The organism is Shewanella sp. GJ50-10 (assembly GCF_055808815.1).
The window spans coordinates 499,270-519,906 of record NZ_JBVVSS010000001.1 but is presented as its reverse complement, the minus strand read 5'-3'; the positions used below and the strand labels follow the sequence as shown (position 1 = coordinate 519,906).

Annotated in this window: 6 protein-coding genes; all 6 read left to right on the top strand. The window is 44.5% G+C overall.

What is annotated here, in order from left to right:
* Positions 1–81: 81 nt before the first annotated feature.
* The gene (locus tag AC0L4E_RS02060) at positions 82–1,824 is read left to right on the top strand and encodes a DUF3373 domain-containing protein (protein WP_473677784.1); all 1,743 of its coding nucleotides are present in this window, start codon (positions 82–84) and stop codon (positions 1,822–1,824) included.
* Between the two features lie 45 nt (positions 1,825–1,869).
* Positions 1,870–3,273: a tetrathionate reductase family octaheme c-type cytochrome gene (locus tag AC0L4E_RS02055; RefSeq protein ID WP_473677783.1), complete on the top strand. Its 1,404-nt coding sequence runs from the start codon at positions 1,870–1,872 to the stop codon at positions 3,271–3,273.
* 317 nt (positions 3,274–3,590) lie between these two features.
* Positions 3,591–5,264 (top strand): ABC transporter transmembrane domain-containing protein, encoded by a 1,674-nt coding sequence (locus tag AC0L4E_RS02050; RefSeq protein WP_473677782.1) that lies wholly within the window; start codon positions 3,591–3,593, stop codon positions 5,262–5,264.
* Positions 5,261–7,357, top strand: coding sequence for a peptidase domain-containing ABC transporter (locus tag AC0L4E_RS02045; protein WP_473677781.1), 2,097 nt, complete (start codon positions 5,261–5,263; stop codon positions 7,355–7,357). The genes AC0L4E_RS02050 and AC0L4E_RS02045 overlap by 4 nt, the downstream gene beginning before the upstream one ends.
* Positions 7,350–8,675: an HlyD family type I secretion periplasmic adaptor subunit gene (locus AC0L4E_RS02040; RefSeq protein ID WP_473677780.1), complete on the top strand. Its 1,326-nt coding sequence runs from the start codon at positions 7,350–7,352 to the stop codon at positions 8,673–8,675. The genes AC0L4E_RS02045 and AC0L4E_RS02040 overlap by 8 nt, the downstream gene beginning before the upstream one ends.
* A gap of 9 nt (positions 8,676–8,684) precedes the next feature.
* On the top strand, positions 8,685–20,636 hold the full coding sequence (locus AC0L4E_RS02035; protein WP_473677779.1) for a VCBS domain-containing protein: 11,952 nt from the start codon (positions 8,685–8,687) through the stop codon (positions 20,634–20,636).
* Position 20,637: the final 1 nt, after the last annotated feature.

Sequence of the window (20,637 nt, the reverse complement as noted above, 5' to 3'; positions counted from 1 at the left end):
TAAATTTAGCAAAACTGAGGATTTCCAACATCAATCGAAGGCAGTTTATGTAAGAGCTGCTCATTCGAAAGGAGAGATGATATGCGTACTCTAATTTCACTATTAGTTGCTAATGCTTTGATGTTATCAGCAAGCGCTTATGCTAATGATGTTGATATACAAAGAGATAGCCTTAATAAAACCGATGCACAAAAAATTGCAGAGCTTAAAAAACAGCTTGTCGATATCAATGATGAACTTGATGATATTAACAACCGAGTCGATAAAAATGAGCGCCACACAGCATTAGATAGAATAGAAATCACTGGTGACTTTAGAACTAAAGTTCATTCACTTCACTACCAAGATGTCACGTGGAACCCTGCCATTAATGTCGACTTTAACGATTTTGGTGCCAAGGCGATGGGCGGCGAGTTTGGAATGCCCGATGATGCCAACTCACCTTTAGCAAAAATGATGGCGGCTAACCCCAACTTAGCGACAGCTTTTCAAAATGGACAGCTTCAAGGCACCATGCCTTACGTATTGTCGCCCAAGTCCGTACAAGATATTGATAACGACCTATATTACACCACTCGATTAAGACTGAACCTTAAAGCCAAAGTATGGGACAACGTCAGCTTTGCTGGTCGCCTGAGTATGTTCAAGAACTGGGGAGATTCAACAGGAGTACAAGTCTTTGATTCTTGGCGTTCATTTACTATGGATGGCACCAATAGCGGCAACCCAAGCGGCGACTGGCTCAGAGTTGAACGCGCCTATTTTGATTGGAAAAATATTAACGGTTCACCACTGTATTTATCCATAGGGCGCCGACCTTCAACTTATGGCCCACCAACCCAGTATCGTGAAAATGAAAAACGCGGCGGCACCCCTTCAGGCCATTTAGTTAACTTCAATTTTGATGGCGCCACTATGGGTTATCACTTAAGTGATATCACTGGTGTTGAAGGTCAAGTAGTTCGCTTTTGTTACGGTCAAGGGTTCGAATCCCAATGGGGAAATGGCGAAATGTTTGGCGATATCGTCACTAAAGACACTCACTTAGGTGGCTTTAATATTGATGTCGTTAACGACGGAAAAAACTTCCTTCAACTCACCTTGTTTGGCGCAAAAGATGTCAATGATGGCTTTAAAGGCACCATGGCTTTTCCAACTCAATTGGCTGAAATATTTGCCCCAACCATGTATCAAGACATGCAAAAGTTTGAGGACTTCAACTTCGTCACTCGAGTGCAACCTAGCGATGTCATTGGCGATATGTTCTTAGGTGGCATTGGCTTTGCTCGCGAAGAAGATAATGACGTGAAGTGGTTCGTATCTGGAGGATGGACCCGCGCCGATGGTAATGGCAATGCGGGTATGTTTGGCGGCATGCTAACTGATGCAGTATTTGAAGCTCAATTAAATGCAGATTCCAGTGAAATTATCATGATGCCTTCAGCCGCTGAAGAAAATGATGCCAAAGACGGCTACGGAATTTATGTCGGCGTACAAATCCCAGCACCTTACGGTAAAGTCGGCCTTGAATATAACTATGGCTCTGAATATTGGACTCCTTTCACCCAAGCTCAAGATGACCCTATTGGCAGCAAACTGGCTACCAGAGGACATGTGGCTGAAGCCTATTACATGTTTGATATTAATCCGAGAATGTTTATCAAACTCGCTGGGCTCTATTACGACTTTGAATATACAGGTAGCGGCACGCCTGTTGGCAAACCACAAAAAGTGGATGATGTTGTTGCAGGCACAGCCTACTCAATGCTGCCAGTCGTCGATACCGCTTACGACGTGAATGCATCTCTTACCGTTAATTTCTAAAGCTAATAACTTCCCTCGGTCATCGCCGAGGGATGGAGCCTCACTATGAAACTATTATTTATAAGCTTAATCACCAGCGGATTATGTTGCTTCAGCTTAGCGGCTAATGCTGCAAATCCACATAAAGACTATATCGAAGGGCCTTTTACTCAAGGCAGCGAAGTCACTAGTCAGTGTATCGAATGTCATGAAGATCATGCTAAAGACGTGATGAAATCTTCTCATTGGACGTGGGAGCTTGAACAACAACTGCCAGGGCGCACAGTCAAACGTGGTAAAAAAAATGCCATCAATAACTTTTGTATCGCCGTCTCAGGTAATGAGCCTCGATGCACTAGCTGCCACGCAGGTTATGGCTGGAAAGATGACAGCTTTGATTTCAATGACATGACCAAAGTCGACTGTTTAATTTGTCACGACACTACTGGTACTTATGTCAAAGATCCTGCAGGTGCAGGCGAAGTACTTGCCAAAGTTAACCTTGAGCGAGTGGCCCAAAATGTCGGTGCCCCAGTTAGAGATAATTGCGGTAGTTGTCACTTCTATGGCGGCGGTGGCGATGGGGTTAAACATGGCGATTTAGACTCATCGATGTCTTACCCTGATAAAGTCACTGATGTGCATATGGATATTGATGGAAATGACTTCCAATGCCAAACTTGTCATACAACGGAGAGTCATCAAATCACAGGTAATGCCATGGGAGTATCACCTGGTGGCATGAGCGATATTGGTTGTGAAAATTGCCATGAAGCCGCTCCACATGACAATAAACGACTCAATAGCCATACCGCAAGTATTGCATGTCAAACCTGTCATATCCCTGAATTTGCTAAAAATGAACCCACCAAAATGAGCTGGGATTGGTCAACGGCTGGGCAAGATATTGAGCAAACCAAAGATGAGTACGGCAAACATACCTACATGAAAAAGAAAGGTAACTTTGTTTGGGCTAAAAATGTTCAACCTCAATATGCTTGGTATAACGGTAAGGCTGATGCCTATATGGCAGGCGATAAAATGGACCCTAAGGTGGTCACTAAATTGACTTACCCTCTCGGTGATATCAATGATAAAAAAGCCAAGATATATCCATTTAAAGTGCATACTGGTAAGCAAATTTATGACAGCAAACAAAACATTTTCATCACTGCTAAGGTCTTTGGGAAAGGCGGTTATTGGAAAACCTTTGATTGGAATAAAGCTGCTGAACTCGGTATGCAGGCCAATCAAGCGATGTTAGATAAAGGCATAAAATACAGTGGCGAGTATGGCTTTGCTGAAACTGAGATGTGGTGGCGTATCAATCATATGGTTGCCCCAACAGAGCAGGCTTTAAACTGTAATGATTGTCATAATAAAGGCACTCGCATGGATTGGAAAGCATTAGGTTATGAAGGCGACCCAATCAAAAATAAGTCGATTAAGAAACATGCAACAACAGACTAGCTAACCCGATTTGAGATAAAAGAAGGTTTAAACTTGAAAACTGCCCAATGCAAAGAGGGCAGTTTTTTATATAGAGTGCTACAAATATTCCTTTCCATTTCCCCTTCCACCTTTATCTCAATCTATAACTCTATAAACCGATCAACCGACATAATTATTCTCAATCAAACACGCCCTTTTCCCAACGTTCAACTTTCGAACTATAACTAACGTTAATTGTTGAATTAATGACCTTTAGCATTTAACTTAGAGGTAATTCACCCAAAGTGAACTACGCTTTATGGATATCAGTTAGTGTTTATAAGGAAGTTGAATAAATGCGGGAAAACTTCAGTTTACTTTCCAAAAATAAAGCCTTTCCGGAGCTTTTTTTATCGTCGACATTTATTAATTTATTGTCGCTTGCCCTGCCTTTCACCATGCTGCAAATTTATGACCGAATTTTACCTAACCAAGGTTATGGAACTGCAACTATTTTAGTCTCTGGCGTCGCTATCGCTATTTTGCTTGAGCTGCTGCTCAGGTATGTAAGAAGCTGGCTCCTTGCGGCATCTGCAGCCAACTTCGAATTAAACACTACCAAGGATGTGGTCAATAAATTAATGCTAGCCGATTACCACCATGTTGAAGCGATGGGGACAGGTAAAATTGCCAATGGACTGGCCAGCATTGCGAACATGAGGGAACTCTATTCAGGGCAAGCTATTGTGGCTTTGATGGACTTTCCTTTTGTACTGATTTTTCTTGCTTTAGTGACCTATATTGGCGGCACATTGGTGTTTATCCCCATTGCAGTATGGTTAGTTGTCGGCGCATTAGTCTATTTTATTGGAAAAAAACTCGCAGTTGCCACACACGCACTGGCTCTGTCTGATGCTGAACGAACTAGAATGCTGATACTGGTTTTATCAGGTTTAACAACAGCGAAAGCCTTGTCACTAGAAGATCGTTTATCAGGCATTTATAACAACATCAATTACCAGCGTCTTGATAAGCAGCAGCAAGTCGATTGGTTATCGGCAAAATTACAAGAAGTGATTCAAGGCGCTTCCCAAGGTACGACTCTGATTTTAGTCATGCTGGGTTGTCTCGAAGTATTAAACGGCTCACTGACGACAGGTGGGCTTGCCGCTTGTTCGATTTTGGCAGGCCGCGCCGTTGCGCCATTGAGTGCAATTATTAGCCTGCGTTCAAGGTTAGTCAGCGCTAAAACCGCCATGTCACATGTTAACGACCTTACCCAAGTTCCAGCTGAGTCGTTTAAAGCCACAAAGGTTTATCACCAAAAGCTCCCTTTAGGCCCGATTACATTTGAGAATGTCACCAGTAATAATCTTGGCACTGCCATCAATAACTTCACCCAATCCATCCAGCCCAATAGCTTAGTCAATTTGCAGTCTAATCCTTTAAGTCACGCAAGCCATGTGCTCAGCATTATTGCAGGTTTCCAAAAAGTATCAGATGGCCAAGTCTGCATTGATGGTATTGCAATTGAAGATCACGATGGCAAGGAATTCAGGCAATCAATAACCTATGTTGCCCCCTGGCCTACACTCTTTGCTGGCAGCTTATTAGAAAACATGACCATGTTTAGAGCTGAGTACGAACCTCAGGCAATGGCCATTGCTGATGCACTCGGGCTAACCAGTAAAATTGCCGAACTCCCCAATGGTTACCAAACCCTGGTCGGTGACAGTGATAGTCAAATGCTCAATAAGGGCGCAATAAAAATCATTGCGATTGTTCGGGCTGTTGTTCAATCACCTTCAATATTATTGTTAGACGAACCCATGATATCGCTAGATGCTGATGCCCAAAGTCGGTTAGTTAATTTGCTCGAAAAACTAAAGCAGCAAATGACCATTATCACAGCATCTCACTTCCTTGAACTGGCCAATATTAGTGATAGTAATATTGAAATCATGGGTCATGCCCACAATACACCTAACACTAAAAATGAGCTTAAATCGAATAAAGAGGTGAACTCATGAGCACTTCTGATGTAGAACTTAAACCACTTATTGTTGAACTGTTTAAGCAGTTAGGTCTTTATACTCAGGCCAGTAACATTTCTAGCGATAACAATACCATTCAACTAAATACCCTTGGGTTATCACGCTTACTTAAAAAGCATCAAATTGATTTCACTGTCACAAACAATTCAGCCAAGCATCTTCATCTCTCGATTCACCCATTCTTGGTCATTCCACAAGATGAGGCTGGCTTTATTGTTAGAAGACAAGCGAATGTTTTCGAGAAATTTCAAGATAACCAATGGCAGCTATTCGATCTAACGCAAATAGATGATTCAGCATATATATTCTTAATCGAGTCATTGCCGACAACGAAGAAAAATGTTCAAGCTTTCGCAGCACATATGAGTAAGCGAACCAAGTGGTATCGCCCTGTATTTTGGTTAAGTTTATTGGCAAGTTTGACTGGGTTAGCCGTACCTCTATTCACAATGGCAGTATATGACCGTGTTATTGGCGGGCAAACTCCTGCCATTTTACCCAGTATTGCCTTGGGCGGATTATTAGCCGTAGGCATACTCGTTAGCACTCGCCTTGCTCGCGCACAAATATTAGCGACAACCAGTAATCGATTCGCCAGAGACCTATCAGAAATTACCTTTTATCGACTACTGCATATGCCACTCATGGTGTTATCTAGAGTGGGCATATCCAACCATATTGCCCGCATGCGAAATGCAGAAAAAGTCAGGATGCTGTTATCAGGTCCCGGTGGCGGTGGTTTGGTCGACTTACCTTTCACCCTAATCGCATTATTCGCCATTATGTTTTTAAGTGGCTGGTTAGTGTTAGTGCCAATTGGCATGTTAATTCTGTATTACTTGGTCATGAAAGTATTGAGCCGTTATGTGCAGTCAGCATCACCCACCATCAGTGGCGAATATCAAAATGCCATGAGTGAATTATCAAAAAATTTACTGCAATTAAAAGCGGCTGGTGACACTGAAGCTTGGCAAACTAAATTCATTCGTCAAAGCCAAGAAAACAGTCGCCAAAACTTCCTTTATGCCAAGCGCAATGGCCTCAATGCCGCAGTGGCTCACTCTTTAAGTCTATTTACTGCCTTGATAACCGTTTTTACAGGTATCTTTTTAGTGTTAGATCAAACCATATCGCCAGGTGCGCTCATTGCCTGTGTGATGATGATTTGGCGCATTACAGGTCCTGCACAGTTAGCATTTTCATCTAAGCAGAAGTTCACCATGATGGACATTGCAGTGAAACAGTTTGATCGTTTCATGCAAGCGAGTACTGAACAGTCAGAGTTAAGATTAGATACGCCCGATAATACCAAGGCGCCTTCGTTAGCATTTCAGCATCTCACTTTGCGCTATAAAGCTGAGGGGGAAGCGGCATTATCAGGCGTGTCATTTGATGTTGAACCGGGTGAACTTGTTGCGATTATTGGCCCCAATGCCTGTGGTAAATCAACCCTATTACTCAGCGCACTTGGCGTACTTGAAGCCCAAGCAGGCTTCGTGACCTTAAATGGCAAAAACCTAAAACAGTACGATACTGAGCAGTTTCGCCACTGGGCAGCTTATAGTCCATCACAGCCTGACATATTCCCGGGGTCATTAGCCGAAAATATCAGAATTGCCAAACCTGGCGCCAGCGATGAACAAATCATTGCAGCGCTGGAAAATGCTGGCGGAGAAAGCTTTTTTAACAGTATCAATAATGATTTAACCGTCGACTTATTGGGCGAGAATAATGCCATGCTCTCAGCCATTGAAGGCAGTTATATCAATTTAGCCAGAGCCTTCATAAAACAATCGCCATTCATATTATTAGACGAACCCTTGCCTCACCGTAACCCTGCGTCCAAGGCTAAATTGATTGAAACCTTACTAAACCTCAAAGGCAAATCCACCGTATTGTTTACGAGTCACGATCAAGATTTAATTAAACATGCTGATAAAGTCGTCATTCTCGATAAAGGCGCTGTTGTATACGCAGGGCCTATTCCAGATAAAGCTGCTGAATCTCCCCAAGCTTCAACAACATCACCTTCAGAGCAAGCCATGCAGGAGTCTCCGACTAATGGATAATCGTCAACTAGCTAACAGAGTATGGCCTGAACATGAATTTGCAGAGGCCATTGAAGCACCCGCAGAACGCAAAATGATCCGGAACGTTATTTTGATCATTACCGGATCCATTTTATTGATGCTGATTTGGTCTATTTTCACCGATGTTGAAGAAATCTCGAAATCCAAAGGCCAAGTTGTTCCATTAGGTCACCGCCAAGTGATTCAAAGCCGCGCAGGAGGAACAATTGCGTCAGTAGTGGTTGAAGAAGGTGATGTGGTTAAAAAAGGCGATATTTTAGCAAGCTTTGTGTCTATCGACAGCTTGTCAGCTGAAGAAGAGTTAACCAGTAAACGTGCCAACCTTATCATGCGAATCGAGCGCTATGACGCCTTTGCGGAGCAAAGAGAGGCTGACTTTAGCGAGCTTGCTATCGAATATCCTGAGCTACTGCGACTTCATACTTCCGCTTTAAGACGTATGAATGAAGAACGTATTGCAATGGAGCAATTGTCAGAATCCGATATTGCCAAAACCCAAGCAGAACTTGATGGTCTCAAAGCAGAAATCCCGCCACTAAGCGACCAAATACAAACTGCTGAACAAACCCTAAAAATGATGCTGTCAGTCACTGCTGAACAAGCTGTCTCTAAGTTACGCATTTTAGAATCGCAACAAAAACTTGATTCCTACATGCGTGAACTTAAATCAATGGAAAGTAAGCAGCAAGTGCTATCTAAAAACCTCATCAATTTAGAGCGACAGCTTAAGCAAAAACAGGCATCGCTATTTAAAGAAGTCGGCGAGAAACGCACTGATACTCAGGCAGAATTGCTCGGGGTGGTTGCAAGACTTAAATCTTCTGATTCTTTAGTCTCCCAAAATACTGTCACCGCCCCAGTTGATGGCATTATTCAATCCATTCCAACAAGTTCAACTGGCAGTGTCATTCAGCCGGGAGGCACAGTGGCTGTTATTGTACCCATGACAAAAACGGGTCTAATGGAAATTAAATTATCGCCCCGAGACATAGGTTTTGTTCACGTTGGACAAAGTGCACGAATTAAAATTGATGCATTTGATTACAGCCGTTATGGCGCACTCGACGGAGTAGTAAAGCGTATCTCGCCCAGTACTGATTCCGATGAAAAAGGCGGCGTTTTCTACAAGGTTCAACTGGCCATCGATAAGCCTTATTTCTTAGATAACCCCAGCCAGTTTGAACTCATACCTGGCATGACAGGTGAAGCTGATATTGTCACGGGTGAGAAGAGTGTTTTCCAATACTTATGGAAACCCGTTTTTACCAATATTAACGAAGCATTTGGCGAAAGATAGGAGTCCAGCATGAGTAAGGACAAGAACAATAATAGCACGTCAAATGTCGGAAAAACTGCACAAAAAAATGAACAAAAAAAGCGCGATAACAAAGCGAAACAAGCAGTTAAAAAAATCACTGCTGAAGCAGAAAAAATAAAAGCCAAAGAAGCCAGAGATGCGACCAAAATTTCAGGAACAGTTAATCAAGATTTAGTGGCAGATAAATCGTCTTCTGCCTTATTGGCGAATCAAGCAGAAGCGCCAGCTACTCAAGCTGACAGTGCTCAAGCTGACAGTGCTCAAGCTGACAGTCTTAAAGCTGCACAACTACAAGGCTCAGAACTGACAGCTACGACTAAAAATAATTCGGGCAGCTCAGACAAACAAGCACAGAGCCACGAACCAAGTTCACAAGCCGAAACGACTTTAGAAACCGCAGCAACAAAGCCACCTTCCCCTGTCAAAGAAAGCGGCTCTACTGAGACCACTGGAATAACTTCAAATGGTACTTTTCAAGGCGGCCACACTCAAACACAAGATATTAGCCAATTTAGAACGCCACAAATAAGCTTAGCAAACCACAATACTACGCCATCATTTTTAATCAGCTCTGTAGACCATCAAATATCAACGATGACAACTACAGCTAAAATTACAACGACTGGCACTGGCACTGGCACTGGCACTGGCACCGGCACTGGCACTGGCACCGGCACCGGCACCGGCACCGGCACCGGCACCGGCACCGGCACCGGCACCGGCACCGGCACCGGCACCGGCACCGGCACCGGCACCGGCACCGGCACTGGCACCGGCACCGGCACCGGCACCGGCACCGGCACCGGCACCGGCACCGGCACCGGCACCGGCACCGGCACCGGCACCGGCACCGGCACCGGCACCGGCACCGGCACTGGCACCGGCACCGGCACTGGCACTGGCACTGGCACTGGCACTGGCACTGGCACTGGCACTGGCACTGGCACTGGCACTGGCACTGGCACTGGCACTGGCACTGGCACTCACGAAAAGCCAACCACTATTTTAAGTCAAGCATCAATTCCAAATTTAAAAGAAGATGAGCAAATAAATTCAGCAAGTGGCACGCTTCAAGCTGAAGGAACGCACACATCTAATATCAGTTGGGGTGCAGAAAATACACAAGGAACATTTGGTCAATTGGTTCTCAACCCAACCACAGGCCAATGGCAATACATACTGGATAACAGTAACCCCAATACAGATGCCTTGAATGAAGGTGAGCATCAAACTGAACAATTCACCATTACTGCTACTGACAATAATGGCGATAAAGTTTCCGCCGTCATCGCAATTGAAATTCAAGGTAGTAATGATCTCCCAGTCATATCGGGATTGCATCAAGCCAGCCTTAATGAGCTTGGGAGTATTGATAGTGCTAACGGAAAACTCACGGCGACAGATCCCGATAAAGGCGATATCAGTGTGTGGGGAGTTACTCAGTCTCAAGGTCAATTCGGCCAACTGACTATCGACCCATCAACCGGAGAATGGCATTACCAGCTTGATAATCAATCGACTAAAACATTAGGGTTAAATGCGGGTGATATTGCGAATGAACATTTTCAAGTCACAGCAACAGATAGCTCAGGTAAACCCGTCACACAAATTGTCACCATAGAGGTTCACGGCACCAATGAAAGTGCTCAAATAGGTGGGATAAATTCAGGTTCGGTTACCGAAGACAAAGATGTTCACTCTGGACAATTAAGCATTGCAGGCGCCCTCTCCGTCACTGATGTCGATAACGGGCAAAATCAGTTCCAAGCAGAATCCATTCAAGGCCAGTTTGGTACCCTATCGATTAATAACTTAGGCCATTGGGTTTACACCGCCGATAACTCGCAATCTGGCATTCAAGGGCTGAAAATCGGTGATTCGATTACTGATACTGTAATAGTTCACTCGGTGGATGGCACGTCGCAAAAAGTGACTTTGACCATTAACGGCACTGACGATAAAGCGGTAATTGCAGGTACTTCAACTGCCAGCCTGACTGAAGATAATGACCTTCATTCAGGCATCTCATCACAAGAGCTTCGAGTTGATGGCGCCCTCACCGTCACCGATGCAGATAACGGTCAAAACCAATTCCAAGCCGAATCGATTCAAGGTCAATTTGGTACCTTGAGCATCAATAATCTCGGCCATTGGACGTACACCGCCGATAACTCGCAATCAGGCATTCAAGGCTTGAAAACCGGTGACTCGGTAACTGATACTGTAATGGTTCACTCGGTCGATGGCACATCGCAAAAAGTCACTGTCACCATTAACGGTACCGATGATAAAGCGGTGATTGCTGGCACCTCAACGGCCACTCTCACTGAAGATAAAGACCTTCATTCAGGCATCTCATCACAAGAGCTTCGAGTTGATGGCGCCCTCACCGTCACCGATGTCGATAACGGTCAAAACCAATTCCAAGCTGAATCGATTCAAGGTCAATTTGGTACCTTGAGTATCAACAACTTAGGCCATTGGATTTACACCGCCGATAACACTCAAGTCAGTATTCAAGGCTTGAAAACCGGTGATTCAGTTACTGATACTGTAATGGTTCACTCGGTCGATGGCACATCGCAAAAAGTGACTGTCACCATTAACGGTACCGATGATAAAGCAGTAATTGCAGGTACTTCAACCGCCAGCCTTACTGAAGACAAAGACCTTCATGCAGGACAATTGCGTGTGGACGGTGCCCTCACCGTCACCGATGTCGATAACGGTCAAAACCAATTCCAAGCTGAATCGATTCAAGGTCAATTTGGTCAGCTATCTATCAACAATTTAGGTCACTGGACTTACACCGCTGATAACTCGCAATCTGGCATTCAAGGGCTGAAAACCGGTGATTCGATTACTGATACTGTAATAGTTCACTCGGTGGATGGCACGTCGCAAAAAGTGACTGTGACCATTAACGGCACTGACGATAAAGCTCAGATTGCAGGTACTTCAACCGCCAGCCTTACTGAAGATAAAGAGGTTCATTCAGGCATCTCGTCACAAGAGCTTCGTGTCGATGGTGCCCTCACCGTCACTGATGTGGATAACGGTCAAAACCAATTCCAAGCTGAGTCGATTCAAGGTCAGTTTGGTACCCTATCGATTAATAACTTAGGTCATTGGGTTTACACCGCCGATAACTCGCAATCTGGCATTCAAGGCTTAAAAACCGGTGATTCGATTACTGATACGGTATTGGTTCACTCCGTTGATGGCACGTCGCAAAAAGTGACTGTGACCATTAACGGCACAGACGATAAAGCGGTGATTGCTGGCACTTCAACCGCCACTCTCACTGAAGATAAAGACGTTCATTCAGGCATCTCGTCACAAGAGCTTCGCGTTGATGGTGCACTCACCGTCACTGATGTGGATAACGGTCAAAACCAATTCCAAGCTGAGTCGATTCAAGGTCAGTTTGGTACCCTATCGATTAATAACTTAGGTCATTGGTCTTACACCGCCGATAACTCACAAGCTGGCATTCAAGGTTTAAAAACCGGTGACTCAGTTATTGATACGGTAATGGTTCACTCGGTTGATGGCACGTCGCAAAAAGTGACTGTGACCATTAACGGCACTGACGATAAGGCTATAATTGCTGGTGTAGATACCGCAAGTGTTGATGAAGGACATGGTCATTACTTTGATATGTCACCTAATTATGGCAAAAGCCAGTTAACTTCCGAAGCGCTTTATGCCGATGGGAAGTTAGACATCACCGACCCTGATTTGGGTGAAAGTAAGTTTGACGACCATGGCGGTGGTTATAGCTACAGTGGCCAATATGGCCGTATTAATCTGCATGAAGACGGCACTTGGCACTATATGGTTGATATCGGCCATAATGGATTTACCAGTGGCACAGCGACTACCAATGTCGGTACAACCATTGATAAATTAGGAGATGGTGACTCGTTAACGGATACCATCACTGTCTACTCAAAAGACGGTACTGCGCATGATATTGTGGTGACCATTCATGGTGATAATGATGCCCCGTATTGCTCATCTGAAGTCCAGCTAAATTCAGGCAAAGAAGATATTGCTCAAACCTTAACGCTAAATCAATTACTGCAAAATACAGTCGATGTTGATACCAATGATGCGGGTCAACTGGCTATTGGTAACCTACAAGTTGATCACGGTTCCATTGCGATGAATGCCGATGGCACATTTACCTTTACCCCAGCTAAAGATTATAACGGTCCCGTCCACTTTACTTACGATGTAAAAGATGCACACGGCGGTGTGACGCATACGGGGGCAAGTCTTGATTTAGCTGCCGTCGATGATGCTGCAATAATCACAGGCCAATCAACCGGTGATGTGGATGAAGGCTATGGCACTTTTGGAGATAGATCTCCAGATTATGCTCAAGCTGGCATGGCGAAAATAGGGCAAGGCGCATTAACAGCCGATGGCAAGTTGAATATTGTTGACCCGGATACTGGTGAATCTCAGTTTGACCCTAAAGGCGGAGCTTGGAATAACTCCTACCACGGGCAATATGGGCATTTACTATTAAATACTGATGGCACTTGGCATTACGATGTCCCTGTAGGCAGTGTTGATTGGGTTGGTAATCGTAAAACAACAGTCGGCACTACCATAGATAAACTCGGTGAAGGGCAGACGCTCACCGATACAATCACCATTCAATCTAAAGACGGCACAACTCACGACATAGTGATTACCATTCATGGTGATAATGACAAGCCTTATTGCTCATCAGAAGTTCAGCTAAATTCAGGTAAAGAAGATACTGCTCAAGTATTAACGTTAAATCAGTTATTACAAAACACAGTGGATGTTGATGCCAATGATGCCGGTCAACTCACCATTGAAAATTTACATGCGGACCATGGTTCAATTCTCGATAACAAGGATGGGACATTTACCTTCACCCCAGCTAAAGACTACAACGGCGGCGTCCATTTTAATTATGATATAAAAGATGCGCACGGTGGTGTGACGCACACTGGCGCGAACATGACATTATCAAGCCAACAAGATACGGCTACTTTTAGTGGTGTGGAAACTGGTGATGTACACGAAGGTCATACTTATACTGCGCCTGATGGACATATGACGGGCGGCAGTGTGGATGACCGCTCTCCAGATCATATGCATGGCAATATTGGTAAATTGTCGAATGATTTAATTCACACTGAAGGCCAGCTTATTGTCAATGATGCCGATAAAGGCGAGAGTCATGTCGCTACAGGCACTTATCAAGGGCATTATGGCCATATCATCATGTTACCAAGCGGTGAGTGGAACTATTACGCCTCAATTGGCCAAGATAGCACAGGCCGGGAAATCGATCATTTAGGTAAAGGTGAAATATTAACCGACACCGTTACCATTAAATCAGCAGACGGTACACGCCATGATATTAATATCACGATTCACGGTGATAATGACAGTCCGTACTGTTCTTCAGAAGTCACTTTAGTCAATGGTGAAGAAGACAAAGCCATTATTTTAACATCTGCACAATTACTACAAAATACCGTCGATGTTGATGCGAATGATGCAGGTAAACTGAGTATTGATAACCTGCAGGCAACTCATGGCGCAATAACGATTAATCCTGATGGTACGTTTACTTTTACACCAGAGAAAGATTATAACGGAGCAGTGCATTTTGATTATGATATCAAAGATGCACATGGTGGGGTAACTCATACAGGAGCGACAACCACGTTAGTCGCTGTAAACGATAATCCCGATGTACAACCTTTAACAGACAGTGTTATTGAAGGAGCGACATCACCGCACCACCTAGATCTGCTAGCAGGCGCGACAGATAAGGAAGGAGACGCTCTAAATATTGAACAGCTGTCATTTTCAGTTGATGGCGGCAATACCTCTCGCTCACTGCCTGATGGAATTACAATTGCAAAAGATGGTCACTCTTTGATTGTCGATGCTACTGATCCTGCATTTGATCATCTTAGTGCTGGGCAATCGTTAAAAATCCAAGCATCTTATCTCGTAAGCGATGGTCATGGTGGTCAAGCTCAACAAACCGCTGTTGTTACCATTGAAGGAACTGACGACAAAGCTGCATTGGTTTCAAACGTCATCCAAATGAGTGAAACAGAAGCATTGCAGAGTGAGTTTACCCGCTATCAAGGTAAACTACAGCTTATTGACCCAGATACTGGCGACAATACTCAATTTCAATTTGGCGGTGTTTATATAGGGCAAGGTTTTCCCCCTGGTGAACTTGATATATGGCCTGATGGGTCGTACTCATTCCATTTAGAAACAGCTCTCAATCGCCATTCTGATGACTTAGTCAGTAGCTTACATAAAGGGGAATCAATGGAATTCCCTTATACTGTTAAAACCACTGATGGGCAAACAGTGACTATCATGGTGAAAGTCATTGGTGAAGACAGCCAAGCAAGAATCGAAATTGGTCGTTATTCAAGTGTTGATAACCATGTCACTGAAGACCACTTTACTCCCGGAAGTACCCATAACCTAATAAGTAGCAGTGGTCATTTACATGTTATCGATCCCGATCATGATCAAGCTGGTTTCATAGCACAAAACATCAGTATCCCGGAAGGTGGTCATTTTCATATAAATGCTCGCGGAAGCTGGGCTTACAATATAGATAACAGCAAGTTACAACACTTAGGTGCTGGTGAAAGCTACCAGAAAACATTCACCGTAGAATCTATTGATGGTAGTGCCCATCGAGATATAACTGTCACAGTGCATGGTACTAACGATAGCCCTGTAATTTCCTCTGCAATAACCCTAGCTGCTGGAGTCGAAGATACTCAAATCACACTCACTTCAGACCAGTTGCTTGCTAATGCAACGGATATTGATGATAACGATTCAGGGCTGCTTGCTGTCACAAATTTACAGGTCGATCACGGATCTATTGCCGCTAATGTAGGTGGCACTTTTACCTTTACCCCTGAAGCTAACTACCACGGACAGGTAAAATTCACTTATGACGTTAAAGATGCACATGGTGGCATTACGCACACAAGTGCGAGCACAACATTGGCAGCGGTTAATGACGCAGGTGTAATCACAGGAGATAAATCAGGCACTGTCACCGAAGATAGCCACGTACAAGGTGATGCTCAACATACGATTTATACCGTTGGCGTTCTTAATGTCACCGATCCCGATACTGGGGAAAATCATTTCCATGAAAACCATAATGTTCATGCTCTCCATGACCCATTTGGAGGGGCTTTCACCATAGGAAAAGCTGGAGATTGGAGTTACTCTGTTCCTAATTCCAACGTACAGCACCTTGCTAAGGATCAAGTTGAGACAGTGCAATACGAAGTGCTCACACAAGGTGGCGATAAACAAATCGTTACCGTGAGTATCCACGGCACCAACGATGCACCAATACTTTCGGTCACGCAAACTACGCCAACAACAGGTACGCTGACTGAAACAGATATCGATTTAACAGATACGCATTCTTTCTCAGTAGTACACCCTACAGGGCAATTTGGCGCTCTATCGGTTGATTCTACCTCTGGCGCTTATGTTTATACGCCAAACGCTTCTGTTTCAGGCATGAGCTATAACTCTGCCACTCACACCTACCATGGCGCAGATGTGTTTGAAGTTAAAGTTGCAGATAATCATGGTGGCGAGTCATCAAGGTTTGTTACTTTTGATACTAATGGACAGGTTACATCGACTAATGGACTACCGCCTAGTATCTCTACAACCGTTCCACAAAACCCAATCGTGACTACGGCACAGCCAACTCTCCCAGCAGGCACTAATACGCCACCAAGTAATACGGTTAGCGTAGATTTAGCGGCATCAACAGATACTGGAGCATCTGATACTGATAACTTGACGAATAACAATACGCCAACCATAACCGGTCAAACTGATATTCCCTATTCGCAAGTCACGATTTACGATGGTTCCATCCCAATCGGGCATGCAGTTTCAGATGCTTCAGGTCAATACAGTGCCGTAGTAAGCAACTTAACAGATGGCGATCATAATTTATCCGCCAAAGCGCTGGCTCCTTCATCAGTACTGCCTGCAACGTCTTCACTGCTTTCTGTTCATGTCGATACTGCCATTGCCCCACTTACCATCGCGCTGACCAATGATACAGGCAGCAACGCTTCTGACTTAATTACCAACGATGGTGCACTAACAATTGGTGGGCAAGATGCAGGCGCAACCGTTGAGTATTCAACGGACAGTGGTCAAACATGGACATCGAGCTTTACACCGCAGCAAGGCGTGAACACGGTTAGCGTGAGACAGACAGATACTGCGGGGAATGTGTCAGCTTCGACATCATTAACATTTACTCTTGATGACCAAATCGCAGCACCTTCTATTGATTTGAAATCATCGACTGACTCCGGCTCGTCCTCTACAGATGAGCTTACTAATATTCACACTCCAATCATTACAGGTAGCGCCGAAGCGAACTCTATCATTGCCATCACCGATGAAACTGGCAAGGTGATTGCGACAGGTACAGCTAATAACAATGGTATTTATCAGCTCACCACATCCGATATTACTGAGGGAAAACATACCCTAACAGTAGAAGCCACCGATATAGCTGGCAACCATCAAAGCAATGCTCTGGCACTTGAAGTTGATTACACTGCGCCAAATATCTCTAAAGTAAACTTAAAAACAGAAACCACTCATCAACCCACATTTAGCGGTACCGTTAGTTTAGATACTGAAAATGTTGATATTGCCATTAAACAAGGCAGCACAGTGGTACAAACCTTACATGCTGCTCTCGATGGGAATGGTGGGTATAGCGTGGATGCTAGCAATTTACCAGATGGGCATTATACCGCTTATATTCAAGCAACAGATAAGGCAGGTAACCAAACTCCTTCCGGCTATACTGGCGAATATGATAATTTTTCTGTGGATACACACGCCAAAGCGCCAACCATTAGCTTTGAAAATACCGGTAGCGACAATCTGTATAATGCAGCTGAAGTTGCTGCAGGTGCAGCCAATACCATAACTGCCACTATTCATCTGCCCGATGATGTCTATGCAGCAGATACATTAATAATCAATGGCGTATCTCATGTGATCAGCAACACTGATGTTGTTGCAAGGCAAGTTAATGTCGAAGTGTTACCTGGCTCAACTCTCAGCGCGAGTATTATTGATTCAGAGGGCAATCAATCCACACTCACCAGCCAAACAGCTCCCACAGCTGACTTGAGCGCCGCCCCTTTAACCCTGTCTTTAACCCATGACACCGGAAGCAGCGCTGCCGACTTAATCACTAACGATGGCGCATTAACGATTAGCGGCCAAGAAGCAGGCGCGATCGTTGAGTACTCAACAGATAATGGCACCCATTGGAGCCAGAGCTTTACAGCAGGTCAAGGGGCAAATACCGTTACGGTAAGACAAACCGATAGCGCTGGTAATGTTTCTCCGTCCAGCTCATTGAGTTTCACATTAGATAATCAAGTTACCGCCCCAAGTGTGAGTTTACGCAGTGATACCAGCGGTCAATTTCATCCAACGGCTGACCTTATAACCCAAGATGCTCGCTTGTCTATTCAGACTGAAGCGGGCGCGCAAGTCGAGTATTCTAATAACGGTGGTCAGAGCTGGAGTAGCATGTTCAACCCAGTTGAAGGCGTAAATAACCTACTGGTTAGACAAACAGATATTGCTGGCAATCAATCAGCAACGACCCACTTCAGCTTCACCTTAGACACGACTCCAGGTACCGTTTCGGTAAACCCAATTTCAACAGACAATGCGCTTAATGCCATTGAAAACAATCAAGCATTAGTCATCACAGGAACCACCTCCAATATTGCTGCCGGAGATCGCGTATACCTCAATTTCGGCAACAATCATTTTCGTGAAGCGAGTGTGCATAGTGATGGGACTTGGAGTTTAACCGTCAGTGCTAGCGATCATCAAAGGTACTTTAGTGCCGATGGAAACTACCCCATTAAAATTGGTACTGTCGATCTTGCAGGAAACGCGACCCCTGAGATATCAACTCACTTAATCGTTGATACCCAAAAACCTATCCCGCATATTAGTGTCGATAGCGTGACTCGCGACAATATTATTAATCTTGCAGAGTCAGGACAGAACATTGATATCACAGGGCATGTCAGTGGTGACTTTAATGTAGGAGATGCTGTCAGTCTCAGTGTTAATGGCGCAACTATAAGTGCCTTAACAGGTGTCGTCGATAGCCAAGGCAATTACAGTATTTCTGTGCCAGCTCAAACGCTCATAAAAGCGAATATTCATAGTATTTATGCCTCTGGTCAGCAACCCGTTCATTCGATTGAAGCCACTGTTATCACCACAGATCAAGCCGGCAATATTGGTAGTGCCACAACCGGTACCCAAGCATTCTCAATCGATAAGATCGCATCCGCCAATATCCAACTTGATCCTGTCACCGCAGACAATGTGATTAATGCGGCTGAATCTAATCACAATGTCAGTATTACAGGTCATGTCAGTGGTGATGTGCAGCAAGGAGACACTGTCAATATTCTTGTAGGGCAGCAGACACATACAGGCATTGTTGATCAAAATGGACAATTTAGTATTGATGTCGCCGGCTCAGAGTTAACAGCACAAACGGCGATAACAGCAACGGTGGACACAACTGATAATGCAGGTAATTCAGCTCATGCGAGCCAAACCTTAAGTTACGCTGTCGATACCCAAGTCGATATGCCCACTATTACCTTTGAAAACCCAGGTATTGATAATGCCTATAGCAAGGCGGAAATAGCGCAGGGACATGCTGGAACTATAACCGCGACGGTACATGCCGCAGCGGATGCAAAAATTGGCGAGCATATCAATATCAATGGTGTTGACCATGTACTCGATGCCGATAGTTTAAACCATGGTATTTCGTTAGAGGTCGCACCAAGTACTATCGTTAAAGCCATCATGACTGATGAACATGGCAATGTAAGCTCTAACTTAAACATTGCAGCAGGAGCCAAACCTGAGCCTATTGTCGTTAAGGCACCACCTGGTAGCCATCAAATCAGTGCATCCTTAGGTATACCATCGTTAATACCGACACAAACTCCAGTTCCAGTTGCTGAGCAAGGCTGGAAAATTTTAGTCAACGGCCACTATCAAACAACCTACAACAGCCAATGGGGAACACTGTCGATAAATCCTAAAACAGGCGAACTCAGTTACCATGAGCATGCCAACACTCACACAGGGCCTCACGGTTCAGCACAAAATGTTGGCATCCACGAAGACAGGTTTGAAGTCGCGCTGCAAGGCTCGCATCATGATGACGTCATCATGCATGTTGAAGTGAGTATTTTAAGTCATGGGCCGGGCAATAGTGGCAAGTTAACGCTAGGCTCAGAAGTCCTCGATATGACAGTCACTCCGGTGATAAACCACCAACCTTCGCCGCCTCCCGCACCCGTGATGCATGATGCTCCTCAAGACATTCAAAATATTGAAGTTTCGTTTGACGAAGTCATATCTATTTCGCCAGATGAGGCGCTGCAAGCGCAAAACGAGGAACATCTTCATACTCAAACAGATACTACTGAGGCACATTTAGTTGAAACCCCAGTTCAAACATCAAGCTCCCCTATCGACCATTATTTAAATATGGTCGGTATGAGCCAGCAAGATATCTCGCCACCAGCAAGCAGTGCACCGTCAGCAGATATTGCAGGTGTACCAGAGCTAACCTCATCAGATAGTCAGACTGACATGTTGGATGTCACTCAGGTAGATCCGTTTGAAAATCCATTAGACGATGATAACAAAGCACATCATCAACACGCTGACATTGACGCCGCTAGCATGATTGATGAGCCCACTGATGAGAGCAACATTAATCAAGATAATGACGATGACATGCTTCATCAAGCATTGAATGATATGCACAATCAATTTTAAG